Annotated in this window: 15 protein-coding genes; 7 read left to right on the forward strand and 8 right to left on the reverse strand. The window is 60.7% G+C overall.

The genetic code is table 11. From position 1 onward, the window contains the following. Positions 1–144: 144 nt before the first annotated feature. On the forward strand, positions 145–597 hold the full coding sequence (locus tag A7J50_RS07575; RefSeq protein ID WP_156526261.1) for a hypothetical protein: 453 nt from the start codon (positions 145–147) through the stop codon (positions 595–597). 83 nt (positions 598–680) lie between these two features. On the opposite strand, the gene adeC is transcribed toward A7J50_RS07575, so the two are convergent. The 3 genes from adeC to A7J50_RS07590 are packed head-to-tail and all read right to left on the reverse strand — an operon-like array spanning position 681 to position 6,454. Then, positions 681–2,138, reverse strand: a complete 1,458-nt coding sequence (gene adeC / locus A7J50_RS07580; protein ID WP_064451239.1) for an AdeC/AdeK/OprM family multidrug efflux complex outer membrane factor — start codon at positions 2,136–2,138, stop codon at positions 681–683. Next, positions 2,135–5,296: an efflux RND transporter permease subunit gene (locus A7J50_RS07585; RefSeq protein ID WP_064451240.1), complete on the reverse strand. Its 3,162-nt coding sequence runs from the start codon at positions 5,294–5,296 to the stop codon at positions 2,135–2,137. The genes adeC and A7J50_RS07585 overlap by 4 nt, the downstream gene beginning before the upstream one ends. Before the next feature lie 3 nt (positions 5,297–5,299). Beyond that, a complete protein-coding gene (locus A7J50_RS07590) occupies positions 5,300–6,454 on the reverse strand; it encodes an efflux RND transporter periplasmic adaptor subunit (protein ID WP_064451241.1) in 1,155 nt (384 codons plus the stop codon). Positions 6,455–6,740: 286 nt separating this feature from the next. Between A7J50_RS07590 and A7J50_RS07595 the strand changes: the two genes are divergently transcribed. Further along, positions 6,741–7,373: a TetR family transcriptional regulator gene (locus A7J50_RS07595; RefSeq protein WP_064451242.1), complete on the forward strand. Its 633-nt coding sequence runs from the start codon at positions 6,741–6,743 to the stop codon at positions 7,371–7,373. A 376-nt stretch (positions 7,374–7,749) separates the two neighbouring features. Here the strand turns inward: A7J50_RS07595 and A7J50_RS07600 are convergent, their stop codons facing one another. From A7J50_RS07600 to A7J50_RS07610, 3 genes are read right to left on the reverse strand one after another with little or no spacing between them, the layout of a single operon-like run. Then, entirely contained in the window at positions 7,750–8,805 is a 1,056-nt protein-coding gene (locus A7J50_RS07600) for an alkene reductase (RefSeq protein ID WP_064451243.1), read from the reverse strand. Between the two features lie 31 nt (positions 8,806–8,836). Then, positions 8,837–10,003 carry an MFS transporter gene (locus tag A7J50_RS07605; protein ID WP_064451244.1) on the reverse strand — a complete coding sequence of 389 codons (1,167 nt, stop codon included), beginning with the start codon at positions 10,001–10,003 and terminating at the stop codon, positions 8,837–8,839. 14 nt (positions 10,004–10,017) lie between these two features. Beyond that, on the reverse strand, positions 10,018–10,344 hold the full coding sequence (locus A7J50_RS07610) for an ArsR/SmtB family transcription factor (protein ID WP_053254831.1): 327 nt from the start codon (positions 10,342–10,344) through the stop codon (positions 10,018–10,020). Positions 10,345–10,498: 154 nt separating this feature from the next. On the opposite strand from A7J50_RS07610, the gene A7J50_RS07615 reads away from it, so the two are divergent. Further along, positions 10,499–11,083 (forward strand): ACP phosphodiesterase, encoded by a 585-nt coding sequence (locus A7J50_RS07615; RefSeq protein WP_064451245.1) that lies wholly within the window; start codon positions 10,499–10,501, stop codon positions 11,081–11,083. Between the two features lie 115 nt (positions 11,084–11,198). Here A7J50_RS07615 and A7J50_RS07620 read toward each other — a convergent pair whose 3' ends face one another. Beyond that, a complete protein-coding gene (locus A7J50_RS07620) occupies positions 11,199–11,990 on the reverse strand; it encodes a lysophospholipid acyltransferase family protein (protein WP_064451246.1) in 792 nt (263 codons plus the stop codon). Beyond that, positions 11,990–12,745 carry an L-ornithine N(alpha)-acyltransferase gene (olsB, locus tag A7J50_RS07625; RefSeq protein ID WP_064451247.1) on the reverse strand — a complete coding sequence of 252 codons (756 nt, stop codon included), beginning with the start codon at positions 12,743–12,745 and terminating at the stop codon, positions 11,990–11,992. The genes A7J50_RS07620 and olsB overlap by 1 nt, the downstream gene beginning before the upstream one ends. Before the next feature lie 335 nt (positions 12,746–13,080). Between olsB and A7J50_RS07630 the strand changes: the two genes are divergently transcribed. From A7J50_RS07630 to A7J50_RS07645, 4 genes are all read left to right on the forward strand, one after another. Then, positions 13,081–14,163 carry a serine hydrolase domain-containing protein gene (locus A7J50_RS07630; protein WP_064451248.1) on the forward strand — a complete coding sequence of 361 codons (1,083 nt, stop codon included), beginning with the start codon at positions 13,081–13,083 and terminating at the stop codon, positions 14,161–14,163. Next, positions 14,160–14,474, forward strand: a complete 315-nt coding sequence (locus tag A7J50_RS07635; RefSeq protein ID WP_064451249.1) for a hypothetical protein — start codon at positions 14,160–14,162, stop codon at positions 14,472–14,474. Before A7J50_RS07630 ends, A7J50_RS07635 begins: the two co-directional genes overlap by 4 nt. Before the next feature lie 171 nt (positions 14,475–14,645). After that, entirely contained in the window at positions 14,646–15,227 is a 582-nt protein-coding gene (locus A7J50_RS07640; RefSeq protein ID WP_064451250.1) for a YceI family protein, read from the forward strand. A 1-nt stretch (position 15,228) separates the two neighbouring features. After that, a complete protein-coding gene (locus A7J50_RS07645; protein ID WP_064451251.1) occupies positions 15,229–16,386 on the forward strand; it encodes a phospholipase D-like domain-containing protein in 1,158 nt (385 codons plus the stop codon). Positions 16,387–16,461 lie beyond the last annotated feature (75 nt).

A 16,461-nucleotide genomic window follows, 5' to 3' on the forward strand; every position in this document is an offset into this window, starting at 1 on the left:
GTAATTGTGCTGCGTCAACTCGTCAGCTTCTGGCGTACCGGGGCGGCTGTCTACTGTCAGGTTTGACAGTAGAAGCCTTGCGTTCAAGCGCCTATTTTCGAGGCGGTAGCAGTTGCTTTCCAGGGGTTTAAGGGAGAAGAGGTCATGAATTTTGGAGCATATATGGGTAAGTGTTTAACGTCTTCGGATGAGTTCGAGGCGAGCTTGATCATTGGGAATAAGAAGCCAATTCCGATTAACTTCGACAACCTTGAGTTGGAGTCCTATATCGAGGGCTATCAGCTGCGCATTCGCTTGGGGATTGAAAACAGCCCTGGCTCGAGAAATGAATTGACCCTTGAGGCCGATCAGCTCCTGTTGAAACCGGGAATGACGTATCCCATCGGTCCGAAATCCTTGCCTGTACGGGCCAGCTTTGGTTTGGAAGGCTACGTTGAGCATCTCCCCAGCATTTATTGGGGCAATTTAGACGTCAATAACATTTACACCGACAAAGCCGGCAAGACATCGATCAATGTCAGCTTCTCGATCGGTTGGGATGACAAACAGGGCAAAGAGATGGAGATCAAGTGCTCGATGCTTCAGGTCAGTACATAGGGGCATTCGGATGATGACCAAAATGTCGGGATATAAAAAAACCGCTTCCTGTGAGGGAAGCGGTTTTTTTCACAACAGCACTATCAGAACAACTTGAGTGCCGGTGCTTCTTCTTTCAACGGCTCGTTCTTCGCGGTCTGCTCATTCCAGCCACCGCCGAGGGCCTTATACAGGTTGACCTCGCTGTTCAGCTGCGCCAGGCGGTCGGTGATCAGCGATTGCTGGGCACTGAACAGCTGGCGTTGGGCGTCGAGGAAGGTCAGGTTGCTGTCGACACCAATGCGGTAGCGACGCTCGGCCAGGCGGTAGTAATCCTGGTTGGCGGCGACAAAACCACGCTGGGCATCCAGCTGCTGCTTGTAGGTCTCACGCGCGGCGAGGCCGTCGGAGACTTCCTGGAAGCCGGTCTGAATCGCCTTCTCGTAGTTGGCCACGTTGATCTCTTTCTGGATCTTCGAGTAGTCCAGGCTTGCGCGCAGGCTACCGGCGTTGAAGATCGGGATGTTGATCTGCGGCGCGAACGACCAGGTACCCGAGCCGCCTTTGAACAGGCCGCCCAGGGTCGGGCTTGCAGTGCCGGCGCTCGCGGTCAGGCTGATGCTTGGGAAGAACGCAGCGCGTGCCGCGCCGATATTGGCGTTGGCAGCCTTGAGGTTGTACTCGGCCTGCACAATGTCGGGACGACGTTGCAGCAGGTCGGAGGGCAACCCGGCCGGCACTTCGCTGAGCAGGTCATCCGACAGCGGCTTGCTGGCGATATTCGCCGGCAGGCCGGTGCCCAGCAGCAGGGTCAGGCTGTTTTCGTCCTGAGCCACCTGGCGGGTGTAACGCGCCAATTGCACGCGGGCATTTTCCACCGAGGTGCGCGCCTGGCTGAGGTCGAGGGCCGAGGCCACGCCGACTTCGTTGCTGCGCGTGGTGAGCTTGTAGCTCTGCTCGAATGCGCCCAGGGTGTCCTGGGTCAGCTTGAGCAGTTCCTTGTCGGCCTGCCAGGTCAGGTAGGCGTTGGCCACGCTGGCCACCAGGCTGATCTGAGTGCTGCGACGTGCTTCTTCTGTGGCGAAGTACTTTTGCAGCGCTTCTTCACTCAGGCTGCGCACGCGGCCGAACAGGTCCAGCTCATACGAGCTGATCCCCAGGCCGGCCGAGTATTGGCTGGCAATGGTGGATTCGCCGGTCTGCGACAGTTTGGCCGGGGTGCGCGAACGGCTGCCGCTGCCGGTTGCCGATACGGCCGGGAACAGGTCGGCACGCTGGATCTGGTATTGCGCCGCATAGGCGTCGATGTTCAGGGCCGCGACACGCAGGTCACGGTTGTTCACCAGCGCGGTCTGGATCAGCTGTTGCAGGGCAGGGTCATGGAAAAACTGCTTCCAGCCCTGCTCGGCAGCGGCCTGGCCCGGCGCCTGGGCCGACGAATACGCCGGCCCCTGCGGGAACTGAGCAGCCACCGGCGCTTCGGGGCGCTGATAGTCAGGTATCAGCGAGCAGCCACTGAGCACGAATGCCGTGACGGCTAGGGAAAGTAGCGACTTGCTCATTGGCCAGCCTCTTTAGGAGTTTCAGTAGTAACCGTCTTTTTACGTTCGCCCGCGGCCGATACGGTCGCGAAGAACAGTGGGACCCAGAAGATCGCCAGGACGGTGGCGGTGATCATACCGCCAATTACGCCGGTACCGATGGCATGCTGGCTGCCTGAGCCGGCGCCGGTGGAGATCGCCAGTGGCAATACGCCGAGGACGAACGCCATGGAGGTCATGATGATCGGCCGCAGACGCATGCGGGACGCCTCGATGGCCGCCTCGACGATGCCTTTGCCCTGTTCGTGGAGCTCTTTGGCAAACTCCACGATCAGGATGGCGTTTTTCGCCGCCAAGCCCACCGTCACCAACAGGCCCACCTGGAAGAACACGTCGTTCGACAACCCGCGCATGCTGGTCGCCATCAACGCACCCACAACCCCCAGCGGCACTACCAGGATCACTGCGATCGGGATCGACCAGCTTTCGTACAGTGCCGCGAGGCAGAGGAACACCACCAGCAGCGACAAGGCGTACAGCGCAGGTGCCTGGGAGCCGGACAGGCGTTCTTCATACGACAGGCCGGTCCACGCATAGCCGACACCTGCCGGCAGTTGCTTGGCAATACGTTCGACTTCGGCCATGGCGTCACCGGTACTGTAGCCCGGCGCCGGCGTACCGAGGACTTCCATCGCCGCAACACCGTTGTAGCGCGAGAGTTTCGGCGAACCGAAGATCCACTTGCCCGAAGCGATGGCGGACAACGGCACCATCTTCCCGGAGTCGCTACGCACGTACCATTTGTTCAGGTCTTCAGGCGACATGCGGCTGGCGGCTTCACCTTGCACGTACACCTTCTTCACCCGACCGCGGTCGATGAAGTCGTTGACGTAGCTGCCACCCAGGGCGATCGCCAGGGTCTGGTTGATGTTCGACAGGGTGATGCCTTGGGCACTGGCCTTCTCGTCGTCGACGGTGAGCTCGTACTGCGGCTCATCGTTCACGCCGTTGGGGCGCACACCTGCCAGAATCTTGCTTTGTGCTGCCATACCCAGGAACTGGTTACGCGCCGCCATCAATTTATCGTGGCCGACACCGCCCTGGTCTTGCAGGAACACGTCGAAGCCGGTGGCGTTACCCAGTTCCAGTACAGACGGCGGAACGATGGCAAATACCATGGCGTCCTTGAAGGTCTGCATGAAGTAGCCCTGGGCGCGCTTGGCGATCTCGAACACCGAGTTGGAAGCGTCACGCTCGCCCCACGGCTTGAGCATCACAAAGGCCAGGCCCGAACTTTGGCCACGACCGGCGAAGTTGAAGCCGTTTACGGTAAACACCGATTTCACGCCTTTGCCTTCGCCCGGCTCGCCTTCCTTGTCGTTGAGCAGGAATGTACGCATATCGTCGATGACTTTTTGCGTACGTTCAGCCGTAGAACCTACCGGCGTCTGCACCTGGGCAAAGATCACGCCTTGGTCTTCATCGGGCAGGAACGCCGCAGGGATGCGCATGAACAGCCAGATCATGCCGGCGATGATCAGTGCGTACACCAGGAACGCCGGGATCTTGTGCTTGATCATGTTACCCACGCCGCGCTCGTAGCTCAGTACGCCACGGTCGAAGGTGCGGTTGAACCAGCCGAAGAAACCACGCTTGGGTTGGCCGTGTTTTTCCGGGTCGATCGGCTTGAGCATGGTGGCGCACAAGGCCGGGGTGAAGATCAGCGCAACCAGTACCGACAACGCCATGGCCGAAACGATGGTGATGGAGAACTGTTTGTAAATCACACCGGTGGAACCACCGAAGAACGCCATCGGCAACAGAACCGCCGACAGTACCAGGGCAATACCCACCAGGGCGCCCTGGATCTGGCCCATGGACTTGACCGTCGCCTCCTTGGGCGACAGGTGCTCCTCGGCCATCACCCGCTCGACGTTTTCCACCACGACGATGGCGTCATCCACCAGCAAGCCGATGGCCAGGATCATGCCGAACATGGTCAGGGTGTTGATGGTGAAACCGAACGCCGCCAGGATCCCGAAGGTACCCAGCAACACCACGGGTACGGTCATGGTGGTGATGATGGTCGCGCGGAAGTTCTGCAGGAACAGGAACATCACCAGGAACACCAGCACGATCGCTTCGACCAGGGTATCGACTACGCCGGAGATCGATTCGGTCACGACTGGGGTGGTGTCATACGGCACCACCGCCTTCATCCCAGGCGGGAAGAACGGTTCGAGCGACGCGACGGTGGCGCGGATGGCCTTGCCGGTGTCGAGGGCGTTGGCGCCCGAAGCCAGCTTGATCGCCATACCGGAAGCCGGCTTGCCGTTGAACTGCGCAGCGATGCTGTAGTTCTGGCCGCCGAGCTCAATACGGGCAACATCCTTCAGGCGTACCTGTGAGCCGTCGGTATTGACCTTCATCAGGATATTGCCGAACTGCTCGGCAGTCTGCAGGCGGGTCTTGCCAATGATAGTGGCGTTCAGCTGGGTGCCGGGCAGGGCAGGCAGGCCGCCCAGTTGGCCGGTAGCCACCTGCACGTTCTGTGCAGAAATCGCGGTACTCACATCCACCGGCGTGAGCTGGTAGTTGTTCAGCTTGCCCGGGTCCAGCCAGATACGCATGGCGTACTGCGAACCGAACACCTGGAAGTCACCTACACCCGCGGTCCGCGAAATCGGGTCCTGGATGTTCGACACGATGTAGTTGGACAGGTCGTCCTTGGTCATGCTGCCGTCTTCCGACACCAGACCGATTACCATCAGGAAGTTCTTCACCGACTTGGTCACGCGGATACCTTGCTGCTGCACTTCTTGCGGCAGCAGTGGGGTCGCCAGGTTCAGCTTGTTCTGCACCTGAACCTGGGCGATATCCGGGTTGGTACCCTGGTTGAACGTCACGGTGATGGTCATGCTGCCGTCGGAGTTACTGTCCGAGGAAACATAACGCAGGTTGTCGATACCGTTGAGCTGTTGCTCGATGACCTGCACCACGGTGTCCTGCACGGTTTGTGCGGACGCACCTGGGTAGGTCACCTGGATGTCGATGGCGGTCGGCGCGATGGCCGGGTATTGGTTAATGGGCAACTTCATGATCGAAAGTGCCCCGACCAGCATGATCACCAGGGCAATAACCCAGGCGAAAATGGGGCGGTCGATAAAAAATTTCGACATGGATTACTCCCCTTTGCCAGCAGCGGCAGCAGGAGCAGCAGCACTGCCGGCGTCAGCAGGCTTAGCGTTGTCGGCCGGCTTGACCTTGACCTCGACGCCCGGCTTGACGTACTGCAAGCCTTCTGTGATCACACGGTCACCGGCGTTCAAGCCTTTTTCCACCAGCCAGTAGGCACCGTACGTACGGTTGGCCACCAGCTCACGCTGCTCGACCTTGTTGTCGGCGTTGACGATCAGCGCCGTTGGAGTGCCCTTCAGGTCGCGGGTCACGCCTTGCTGCGGTGCCAGGATAGCCTTGCTGTTCACGCCGGCTTGCAGCTGGGCGTGGACGAACATGCCCGGCAGCAGGGTGTGTTCAGGGTTCGGGAACACGGCGCGCAGGGTCACGGAACCGGTGGTCTGGTCGACCGACACTTCGGAGAACTCCAGCTTGCCGTCCTGGCCGTAGGCGGTGCCGTCTTCCAGGGTCAGCTTGACCTTGGCAGCGTTTTCGCCGGCTTTTTCCAGCTGACCGCTTGCCAGGTCGCGGCGCAGTTTGAGCATTTCTGCCGAGGACTGCGTGACGTCGACGTAGATCGGGTCCAGTTGCTGGATCACGGCCATGGCATCGGCCTGGCCATTGCTCACCAGTGCGCCTTCGGTCACCGAAGAACGGCCAATACGCCCGGAGATCGGCGCGAACACTTTGGTGTAGCGCACGTTGATCTGGGCGGTTTGCACGTTGGCTTCCGACGTCATGCGGTTGGCAACGGCCGTGTCGTATTCCTGACGGCTGACGGCTTGCTCATCGACCAACTGCTTGTAGCGGTCGGTGATCGACTTGGTTTGGGTCAGGCTCGCTTGTGCGCTTTTCAGGGTGGCTTCATACACCGACGGGTCGATCTGGTAGAGCTGTTGCCCTTCCTTCACGTCGCCGCCTTCCTTGAACAGGCGCTTGAGAATGATGCCATTGACCTGAGGACGAACCTCCGCGATGCGGTAAGCCGTCGTGCGGCCCGGCAGCTCGGTGGTCAGGGTAAAGGCTTGCGGTTGAATGGTGACCACGCCGACCTGAGGGGTTTGAGCGGGCGGAGCCGCTTCTTCCTTTTTACATCCGCTGAGCAGCGATGCCAGGGCGACGGCAGTGACCAGAGCGGTAACAGCTGGCTTAAGTTGCATGAAGATCCTCGGGTCAGGCGCGCAGAATGCGCACAAGAAGTGTGGAAGGGTAAAAAACAAGCTGTGAGTAGATAAGTAGCTTGCTACGCAATATACTTACGTTCATGGTTGTTTGTAAACTCTTGACAGGCTTCGCGGATTGTTGACAAAGCAACCGCCAAAGCCTCGATTTTAGTACGTTCGGCGCCCATGACGGTGTCGTCCCACAATTATTCAGATGATCGTTACCGCCTATTAAAGCAGCGTTACCGATAGTCCCACGTGTTTTGATTGAGGTTTTACTGCCATGGTTCGTCGCACCAAAGAGGAAGCTCAGGAAACGCGCAGCCAAATTCTCCAAGCCGCCGAACAAGCCTTTTATGAGCGCGGCGTTGCGCGGACTACGCTGGCGGACATCGCCGCGTTGGCCGGGGTGACGCGCGGGGCTATCTATTGGCATTTCAGTAACAAGTCCGATTTGCTGCAGGCACTGCTCGACACGCTGCACGAACCGTTGGACGAGTTGGCCCGGGCCAGTGAGAGCGAGGATGAAGTCGACCCGCTTGGCTGTATGCGCAAGTTGTTGATTCATTTGTTTCATCAGGTGGCTCTGGACCCGAAAACCCGGCGCATCAACGAGATTTTGTTTCATAAGTGCGAGTTCACCGATGAAATGTGTGACATGCGTCGCCAGCGCCAGACCCATAGCCTGGAATGCAACCTACGTATCGGCCTGACCTTGCGTAACGCGATCCATCGCGGGCAACTTCCGGAAAATCTCGACACCACCCGTGGGGCGGTGTGCATGCATGCCTATATCAACGGGATCATTGGCCAGTGGCTGCTGGTGCCCGATAGCTTTCAACTGCATCAGCAGGCTGAACGCTGGGTTGATGCAGGGCTGGACATGCTGCGCCTGAGTCCCAGCCTGCGCAATTAAGACAAAATGCGTAATTACGTCCAGTTGTGTCAACAGTGCAGACGAGACACAGTCGATCGTCCCTTCGAGCGATTGGTGGGGTGACTTTATATACGGGCTGGCGGGCGGTTGATAGGTAGCCGCCTAAGTATTTTGTAGCGATATTGTTGCAAGGCTGTGAAGGAATGTTTCCCAGCGCTGGTGCGCATTCCAAATGTGTAAGCGGGTTTGCTCACGAATACGGTCTGTCAGCTACAGGTGTGCTAACTGATCCACCGCATTCGCGAGCAAGCCCGCTTACACACCAGCCCGCTTCCACCTCAGATCTCTGGTGTATTCCAGGGCGCAGTAAAAAGCCCCGGTTCCTGCGAACCGGGGCTTTTTGCGTTTCAGACGATCAGAGCGCCAGTGTCGGGTAGTCGATGTAACCGACCGGGCCCTTGGCGTAGAAGGTTTCCGGGTGCGCTTCATTCAATGGCGCATCGGCCTTCAGGCGCGCCGGCAGGTCCGGGTTGGCAATGAACGGTACGCCAAACGCCACCGCATCAGCCTTACCGGAAGCCAGCCAGGCATTGGCGCTGTCTTTGGTGAAGCGTTCGTTGGCGATGTACGGGCCGCCGAAGGCTTTTTTCAGTTGTGGGCCGAGGCTGTCGCCGGCTTCTTTTTCACGCGAGCAAATGAACGCGATGCCACGCTTGCCCAGTTCGCTGGCGACGTAGGTGAAGGTTTCGGCCAGGTTGTCGTCGCCCATGTCATGGGAGTCGGCGCGCGGTGCCAGGTGCACACCTACACGGCCGGCGCCCCAGACTTCGATGGCGGCGTCAGTCACTTCCAGCAGCAGGCGCGCACGGTTTTCCAGGGAACCACCGTAGTTGTCGGTACGTTTGTTGGTGCTGCTCTGCAGGAACTGGTCGAGCAGGTAACCGTTGGCGCCGTGGATTTCCACGCCGTCAAAGCCTGCGGCCTTGGCGTTTTCGGCACCGACGCGGTAAGCATCGACGATGTCGGCGATTTCAGCAGTTTCCAGGGCACGCGGCGTTGGGTAGTCGGCCAGCGGACGCACCAGGCTCACGTGGCCTTTGGGCTGGATGGCGCTTGGTGCCACCGGGGTTTCGCCGTTCAGGTAGGACGCGTGGGAGATCCGGCCAACGTGCCACAGTTGCAAGACGATCTTGCCGCCTGCGCCGTGTACGGCCTTGGTCACATTGGCCCAGCCGCGCACCTGGTCGTTGGACCAGATACCCGGAGTGTCCGGGTAGCCCACGCCCAGCGGCGTCACGGAAGTGGCTTCGCTGATGATCAGCCCGGCGGAAGCGCGTTGCACGTAATACTCGGCCATCAGCGCGTTGGGCACGCGACCGGCATCAGCGCGGCAGCGGGTCAGCGGCGCCATGATGATGCGGTTCGACAGTTCCAGGTCGCCCAGTTTGATCGGATCGAAAATAGTCGTCATGGGATAACACCCTTCTCTTTAAGTGGATTGATCAGTTGGTCGCAGGGGCCAGGTCGGCATCGCCGCTCTGACGGAAAGTAATCAGGGTCACCAGCAGGGCAAGAATCGCCAGGGCCGCAGCGGCCAGAGGCACGCTGGTCAGGCCGAAACCGTGGGCAATCACACTGCCGCCAACCCAGGCGCCCAGGGCGTTGCCGATGTTGAAGGCGCCGATGTTCAGGGTGGACACCAGGTTCGGTGCCGCCTTGCCGAAGGTCACCACGTTGATTTGCAGCGCCGGTACGGCGGCGAACGAGGCGGTGGCCCACAGGAACAGGGTGATTTCAGTCGGGATCACCGCGACGCTGGTCCAGGTCAACACCGTGGAGACCACCGCCATGCTGATGAACACGCCGATCAGGGTGGCCGCCAGGCGCTTGTCCGCCAGCTTGCCGCCGATGATGTTGCCCACGGTCAGGCCCAGGCCGATCAGCAGCAGGGTCCAGGTCACGCCTTTGGGCGACACGCCGGTGACGTCGCCGAGCAGCGGCGCGACATAGGTGAAGAGGGTGAACATGGAGGCGGCGAACAGCGCGGTCATGGTCAGCGACAACCAGATGCCGGCGCCCTTGAGGGCGGCCAGTTCGGCGCGCATGTCGAGTTTTTCTTCGTCGCGCTTGGCCGGCAGGAAGCGAATCAGGCCGATCAGCGCCACCACCCCAATGACGGTCACTGCCCAGAAGGTCGAGCGCCAGCCGGCTTCCTGGCCCAGCGCGGTACCCAGCGGCACGCCGAGTACGTTGGCCAGGGTCAGGCCGGTGAACATCAAGGCTACAGCGGAAGCACGCTTGTTGGCCGGCACCAGGTTGGCGGCGACCACCGAACCGATACCAAAGAAGGCGCCGTGGCACAACGCGGTGACCACACGGGCAACCATCAGCACGTTGTAGTCACTGGCCAGGGCACAGAGCAGGTTGCCGACAATAAAGATGCCCATCAACGCTACCAGGGCGGCCTTGCGTGGCAGCCTGGCGGTGGCCAGGGCCATGAAGGGCGCGCCGATGGCCACGCCCAATGCGTAGCCAGTGACCAGCCAGCCGGCGCCGGGAATCGACACGCCCAGGTCCGCCGCCACATCGGGCAGCAAGCCCATGATGACGAACTCTGTGGTGCCGATGGCGAAGGCGCTCAGGGCCAGTATGAGTAGCGAGAGGGGCATTATCGTTTCCTTGGTTACAGCGGTTCGATGATTTCAGCGCTGAGTTCAGTCGTGAGCGCCGCGAGGAACGCTTGGATCACTTCCTCATTACGCTTGAAAAAGTGCCACTGCCCGGCCTTCTGGCTGCTGATCAACCCGGCCCGTTGCAGGGTGGCCAGGTGGGCCGACACGGTCGACTGGGACAAGCCGCAGCGCTGGTCGATCTGCCCGGCACAGATGCCGTATTCGTGGTTGTGCAATTGCTCTGGGAACTGCACTTTCGGGTCTTTGAGCCAGGTGAGAATGTCTCGTCGTACTGGGTGTGCCAGTGCTTTTATTATTTCGTCGAGGTCGATGGACATGGCGGTTGCTCGGTTTCGTAAAGCGTTATATCGCGATGAGGCGAACTTTAAATCGGTATATCCCGATATACCAATATGATTTTGGTCTTAGCCCAGGTCAAATCGGTATATCGGGTTATAACGATACGTTGGCGGCAGTGCTAAACTGCGCGCCATGAATTATCTCGCACATCTGCACCTGGGCGGCCAACTTCCTGCGCAACTGCTGGGCAGCCTCTATGGTGATTTCGTCAAAGGCCGCCTGCAGGGGCAGTTCAGCCCGCAAATCGAGTCGGCGATTCAGTTGCATCGCTCGATCGACCGTTTCACCGACAGCCACCCGTTGGTAGGCGCGGCGTTGTCACGCTTCAGCCTGACCCGCAAGCGCTATGCCGGTATCGTCCTCGATGTGTTTTTCGACCATTGCCTGGCGCGGGATTGGGCGCTGTATGCCGACCAGCCGCTGGAGCACTTCACGTCGCAGGTGTATCGCGTACTGGCCGCCGAACCCCAGTTGCCGGGGCGGCTGGCGCAGATTGCGCCGTATATGGCAGCGGATGATTGGCTGGGCTCGTACCGTGAGTTCGCGGTGATGGAGCAGGTGTTGCGTGGGATCTCGCGGCGCCTGACACAGCCCCAGGAATTGGGCCATGCGATGCAGGAGTTGCGGGTTTTGTATGAGCCGTTGAGCGAAGACTTCCGGGTGTTCTACCCCGAATTGCAGAAATTCGCACAAGCCCATCTGGCTACAGAGATCTAAACATGTGGGAGCTGGCTTGCCTGCGATAGCGGTGTGTCAGCCACCAATATACTCACTGGCAGATCGTCATCGCAGGCAAGCCAGCTCCCACATTTTTGATTGTGCTCACACAGTTTCAGGCAGCAAACGCCGGTCGCACCGCCACCTGCTCAGTTTCCGGCAACGGCCCGAACAACGCCTTTTGCACCGCCTGCTGCGCCTGGAACGCTAGCGCTGCGCGTTCCTGCCCGGCGCAGGCAATCGGTGTGAGCACATGGATTTCCACATCGCCCTGGTCATTGCCAAACAGGCGCATCAGGTGCGAGAGCAAATCGTCATCGCCAATAAACGGTGCCAGCGGGTCCACTTGCCCGTCGCGCAGGTAACGAATTGCCACCGGTTGCAGCGACACGTCCGCGTCAATCGCACTGGCCAGCAAGCGCCCGTGAAAGGTACGCAGGCTGCGCCCGTCGGTGGTGGTGCCTTCCGGGAACATCAGCAGCGGGTGCTGTTGCTCCAGATGACGGGTCATCTGCTTGCGGATCAACTGGCTGTCGCCTGAACCCCGACGGATAAACAGGCTACCGGCCTTGGCCGCCAACCAGCCGGCCACCGGCCAGGTGCGCACTTCGGCCTTGGACAGAAACGACATCGGCGCCACAGCGCCCAGCAACGGAATATCGGTCCAGGACACGTGATTGCTCACCCACAGCATTGGCTGCGTCGGCAGTTCACCGTGCACTGTCACGCGAAAGGGCAGGGCGTTGGTCAGCCGCGCCATAAAAAACCGCGACCAGCGCTGGCGCCGCACCATCGAATTGGCCACACCCAAACGCTCGAACACACCAAACACACTGGCCATGCTCAAGCCCAGCGCCACCACCAGCAGCACCCGGGTGATGCGCCCGTACACGCGCAGGCGGCCCATTACATGGCCGCCTTGAAGTGGCGCGCGTAACGCGGGCACAACTCATCGCGCTTGAGCAGGATGAACACGTCGGCCACCTGGAAATCTTCATCCCAGCACGGCTCGCCGCAGATCTTCGCACCCAGGCGCATATAGGCCTTGAGCAGCGGCGGCATTTCCGCGATCACGTTGGACGGCAGGTCCAGCGCCGGCAGTGGTCTTTTCGGCTCGGCGCGCAGGTGTTCGTTGCACAGGTAGCGTTCGCGCAGGCGCTGCATGATCGCGTGGGCCTGGATGCCGCCGTCGTGCATCGGGATGCTCGCGCAGCCCATCAGGTAGCTGTAGCCGCCCTGATTTAACACCTCGGCCAACTCGCCCCACAACACGGCAATGGTGCCGCCATTGCGATAGGCCGGGTCGACGCAGGTGCGGCCGATCTCCAGGATCGGGCCTTGCAAGTGCAGCAAGCCATGCAGGCTGAATTCTTCTTCGCTGTAGAACCGGCCCAGGGTGCTGGCGGCCTGGTGATCGAGTAAACGGGTAGTGGCCACCAATCGACCGCTGTTCAAGTCCCGCACGCCAATGTGGCTGCAGTGAACATCATAGTCATCCATGTCCAGACCCAGTTCCGCGCCTTTCAGCTTGGCGTTGAACTCGCCGCTGAACACGTTGAACCGCAGGGCCTGGGCTTCCTGCAATGCCTGCGCGCCAATCAGGCGTTCGGCTTGCAGACGGCGTTCATTGCCGGTGTCGCTGATGCGGGCGATCTGAGTCATGGCGAATCTCCGAGTGCCAGCCACGTTCCGGCCGGTCGACTTGTTTGTCCAAACTCAGGCTATGTAGGCTCGGTGTCATCTCCATGAAGTTCCAGTGACGCTTAGATGACAGCCGCGGCAGGGCGCCTTCTACCGGATGCAGCGCGATCCAAATGTGGGAGGGGGCTTGCTCCCGATGACGGTGGATCAGTTACAGATAAGCTGACTGAGCCACTGCCATCGGTAGCAAGCCCCTTCCCACAATTAACATGCATCCAATCAAGACTCGCGTAGCAAAACTGTCACTCATCCAGGCTAGGCTCGCGGGCTTGAATGCCCCCCTTGAGTTTGTGTCCATGGTCCGAGGCCTGTTGTGCGTTGCCCTGCTGTTAGCCACCGTCACCGCCCGCGCCGAAACCTGGCCTGACAAGGATTGGGCCAAGGGCACACCGCTCGACGGTCCCGCTGTCGAAGCCCTCAATGCCTACGCTTTTCCAACCCGTGACGACGCCACCCGCCAAGGCATTCGCACCGACGCGCTGCTGGTGATCCGCGATGGCGTAATCATCTACGAACGCTACGCCGCACCCACCACCGCCAGTACCCCGCACCTGACCTGGTCGATCAGCAAAAGCCTGATGGCCACGGTGCTCGGCGTGGCCTACGGCGAAAACCGCTTCAAATTCACCGACCCGGCGGCGCGCTTCTACCCGCCGATGAAACAACACCCCAAGGTCACCCTGGCCGACCTGCTGCACTGGGCCTCGGGCCTGGACTGGCAGGAAGACTATGAATACGCCCCGCTGAAATCCTCGGTGGTGGCGATGCTCTACACCCGTGGCCGCGCCGACATGGCCGAGTTCGCCGCCGATACCGAGGCCGCCGCCGCACCGGGCCAGGCCTTCCGTTATTCCAGCGGCGACAGCAATATCTTGTCCGCAGCCCTCAAAGGCATGCTCGGCCACAAGGCCTATGTGAATTACCCGTGGGAGGCGCTGTTCAAGCCGCTGGGCATTCACAACGCTACCTGGGAAACCGATGCCGACGAGACCTTCGTCGCTTCGTCCTACGCCTACCTCACCGCCCGCGACCTGGCCCGCGTCGGCCTGCTGATGGTGCGCGACGGTCGCTGGGGTGAGCAGCAATTGCTGCCTAAAGAGTGGGTCGCCTTCAACCGCCAACCCTTCGACAAATACAAAGCCGGCCAGGACGAAGCCGTGCCCGGCGGCCAATGGTGGCTCAACCGCGAAGTGCAGGGCGCCGCCCGACCGTGGCCCGACGCCCCCGCCGACACTTTCGCCGCCCTGGGCCACTGGGGCCAGGCGTTGTTTGTGATGCCGGATGAACACCTGGTGATCGTGCGCTACGGCGATGACCGCGACGGCAGCTACCGCCATAACGAACTGCTCAAACGCGTGCTTGCGGCGGTGCAACCATGATCCGCCGTCACCCGTTTATCAGCGTTTTCCTGCTGCTGTTACTCGCCCTGCTGGGTTGGATCTGGCACGAGCGCGTCAACCTGCAAGCCTTCCCCGACATCATTGCGGCGTACACGGCCAAGGAGTATTGCTCGTGCCGGTATGTGGAGAACAATCCGGCAGCCTATTGCCTGGGGTATGTGAAGCAGTACGTGCCCGTCAGCCGCTTCATCGACACGCCGGAACGCAGTGAAGTGACGGCGAGTGGGTTGGGCCGCACGCACACGGCAAGGTGGCTGGGTGAGCGCCAGGGCTGTCGCCTGACCCCCTGAAACACCCAAATCTCCTGTGGGAGCTGGCTTGCCTGCGATGACGGCGGCACAGGCAACGGTGATGTTGACTGACTTGCCGCTATCGCAGGCAAGCCAGCGCCCACATTGGATTTGCGCCGTTTGTGATATTGCGCTTAAGGTTCGTCCAGGTTTTTTTCCCCATGAGTCTTTATGTTCAATGCCAAACCTCTGGCTTTCACGCTGCTGACCTGTGCAGCCCTGCCTGCCCACGCCGATTGGTACCTGGATAACGAATCCTCACGGCTGTCGTTTGTCACCACCAAAAATACTGAAATCGCTGAAGTGCATCGCTTCCTGGTGTTGCACGGCAAAGTCGACAGCCAGGGCGCAGCGCAATTGGAAGTGGAGCTGGAGTCGATCAACAGCGGCATCCCGCTGCGCGATGAGCGCATGCGCAATGAACTGTTCCAGATCAAGACCTTCCCCGAAGCGTTGATTCGCGCGCAAATCAACCTGCAACCCATCAATGACCTGGCCCCCGGCGCGCAGGTGGAATTGCGCCTGCCGCTGAGCGTCACCCTGCGTGGCAAGACCCAAACCTACAGCGCCGAGTTGTTGGCCACCCGCCTGGATGACCGCCGTTTCCAGGTGGTGACCCTGGAGCCGGTGGTGTTGCATGCCGAGGATTTCGAGCTGGCGCCGGGCGTGGCGGCGTTGCGTAAGGCGGCGGGGCTTAAGTCGATCAGTTTGTCGGTGCCGGTGGGTGCGGTACTGATCTTTACGGCGCGCTGAGATGAGCGGCGCAGTGTTTCCGTGGCGCAGCGCCAACCGGTTCGAGTTGCTGGTCGACGGGCCGAGTTTCTTCCCGCAGATGCTGGTGGACATTGCCCGCGCCGAGCAGCAAGTCGAGTTGGAGTTGTACCTGGTGGAAGCCGGCGCATGCGCCGAAGCCATGGTGCAGGCGTTGGTGCTGGCCGCCGAACGCGGCGTGCTCGTGCGTTGCCTGTTTGATGATTACGGCAGTTTGGCGTTTACGCTGGGGCTGCGCAAACGCCTGACCGATGCGGGCGTGGAGCTGCGGTTTTACAATCGCTTGAGCTGGCGGCGGTGGGTGCGCAACCTGTACCGCGACCATCGCAAACTGTTGCTGATCGACCAGAGCATCGCGCTGGTGGGGGGGACGGGTGTCACGGATGAGTTCTGGACGCCGGGGCAAGACACCGCCGAGTGGCATGAGGTGATGGTGCAAATCAGCGGCCCACTGGTGCTGGACTGGCAAGCACTGTTCGAACGCCAATGGCATGCCAATGTGGCGCGCCGCGCGTGGAAGCCCTCTACCCATTTTGGTTTGCCGCGCCTGCCCAAGGTGCCTGCGGCCGGGCCGGGTCTTGGCCGCGTGGCCTATGCCGACGCCCGCCAGCACCGCGATATTTTGCAGTCGCTGATTCGCGCATTGAACAGTAGCCAGCAACGCATCTGGCTGGCGACGCCGTATTTTTTGCCGACTTGGAGCGTGCGCCGTGCCTTGCGCCGTGCGGCCGGACGCGGCGTGGATGTGCGTTTGCTGCTCACCGGCCCACGCACCGATCACCCCTCCGTACGTTACGCCGGGCATCGTTATTACCCGCGTTTGCTGCGTGCGGGTGTGCAGATCTTTGAATACCAGCCGTGCTTTCTGCACCTCAAAATGGTGCTGGTAGATGATTGGGTGAGCATCGGCTCGTGCAATTTCGACCATTGGAATTTGCGCTTCAATCTGGAAGCCAACCTGGAGGCATTGGACCCTGAGTTGACGCTGGCCGTGGCGGGCAGTTTCGAGCGCGATTTTGCCCAGAGCCAGGCGGTGAGTCTGGAGGCGTGGAAGGCACGGCCGTTGTGGCGGCGCGTGAAGCAGCGGGTGTGGGGGTGGATTGATCGGTTGGTGGTGAATCTGTTGGATCGGCGGGGTTAACCCAGCCACTGAAGTCAAATGTGGGAGCTGGCTTGCCTGCGATAGCGATGGTGGATGTTCCACCGCTATCGCAGG

Source organism: Pseudomonas antarctica, from assembly GCF_001647715.1.
Lineage (GTDB): Bacteria > Pseudomonadota > Gammaproteobacteria > Pseudomonadales > Pseudomonadaceae > Aquipseudomonas > Aquipseudomonas antarctica_A.

Coding starts and splice junctions, on each gene's coding strand:
- A7J50_RS07575 (WP_156526261.1), top strand. CDS start 145: ATGAATTTTGGAGCATATATGGGTAAGTGTTTAACGTCTTCGGATGAG.
- adeC (WP_064451239.1), bottom strand. CDS start 2,138: ATGAGCAAGTCGCTACTTTCCCTAGCCGTCACGGCATTCGTGCTCAGT.
- A7J50_RS07585 (WP_064451240.1), bottom strand. CDS start 5,296: ATGTCGAAATTTTTTATCGACCGCCCCATTTTCGCCTGGGTTATTGCC.
- A7J50_RS07590 (WP_064451241.1), bottom strand. CDS start 6,454: ATGCAACTTAAGCCAGCTGTTACCGCTCTGGTCACTGCCGTCGCCCTG.
- A7J50_RS07595 (WP_064451242.1), top strand. CDS start 6,741: ATGGTTCGTCGCACCAAAGAGGAAGCTCAGGAAACGCGCAGCCAAATT.
- A7J50_RS07600 (WP_064451243.1), bottom strand. CDS start 8,805: ATGACGACTATTTTCGATCCGATCAAACTGGGCGACCTGGAACTGTCG.
- A7J50_RS07605 (WP_064451244.1), bottom strand. CDS start 10,003: ATGCCCCTCTCGCTACTCATACTGGCCCTGAGCGCCTTCGCCATCGGC.
- A7J50_RS07610 (WP_053254831.1), bottom strand. CDS start 10,344: ATGTCCATCGACCTCGACGAAATAATAAAAGCACTGGCACACCCAGTA.
- A7J50_RS07615 (WP_064451245.1), top strand. CDS start 10,499: ATGAATTATCTCGCACATCTGCACCTGGGCGGCCAACTTCCTGCGCAA.
- A7J50_RS07620 (WP_064451246.1), bottom strand. CDS start 11,990: ATGGGCCGCCTGCGCGTGTACGGGCGCATCACCCGGGTGCTGCTGGTG.
- olsB (WP_064451247.1), bottom strand. CDS start 12,745: ATGACTCAGATCGCCCGCATCAGCGACACCGGCAATGAACGCCGTCTG.
- A7J50_RS07630 (WP_064451248.1), top strand. CDS start 13,081: ATGGTCCGAGGCCTGTTGTGCGTTGCCCTGCTGTTAGCCACCGTCACC.
- A7J50_RS07635 (WP_064451249.1), top strand. CDS start 14,160: ATGATCCGCCGTCACCCGTTTATCAGCGTTTTCCTGCTGCTGTTACTC.
- A7J50_RS07640 (WP_064451250.1), top strand. CDS start 14,646: ATGTTCAATGCCAAACCTCTGGCTTTCACGCTGCTGACCTGTGCAGCC.
- A7J50_RS07645 (WP_064451251.1), top strand. CDS start 15,229: ATGAGCGGCGCAGTGTTTCCGTGGCGCAGCGCCAACCGGTTCGAGTTG.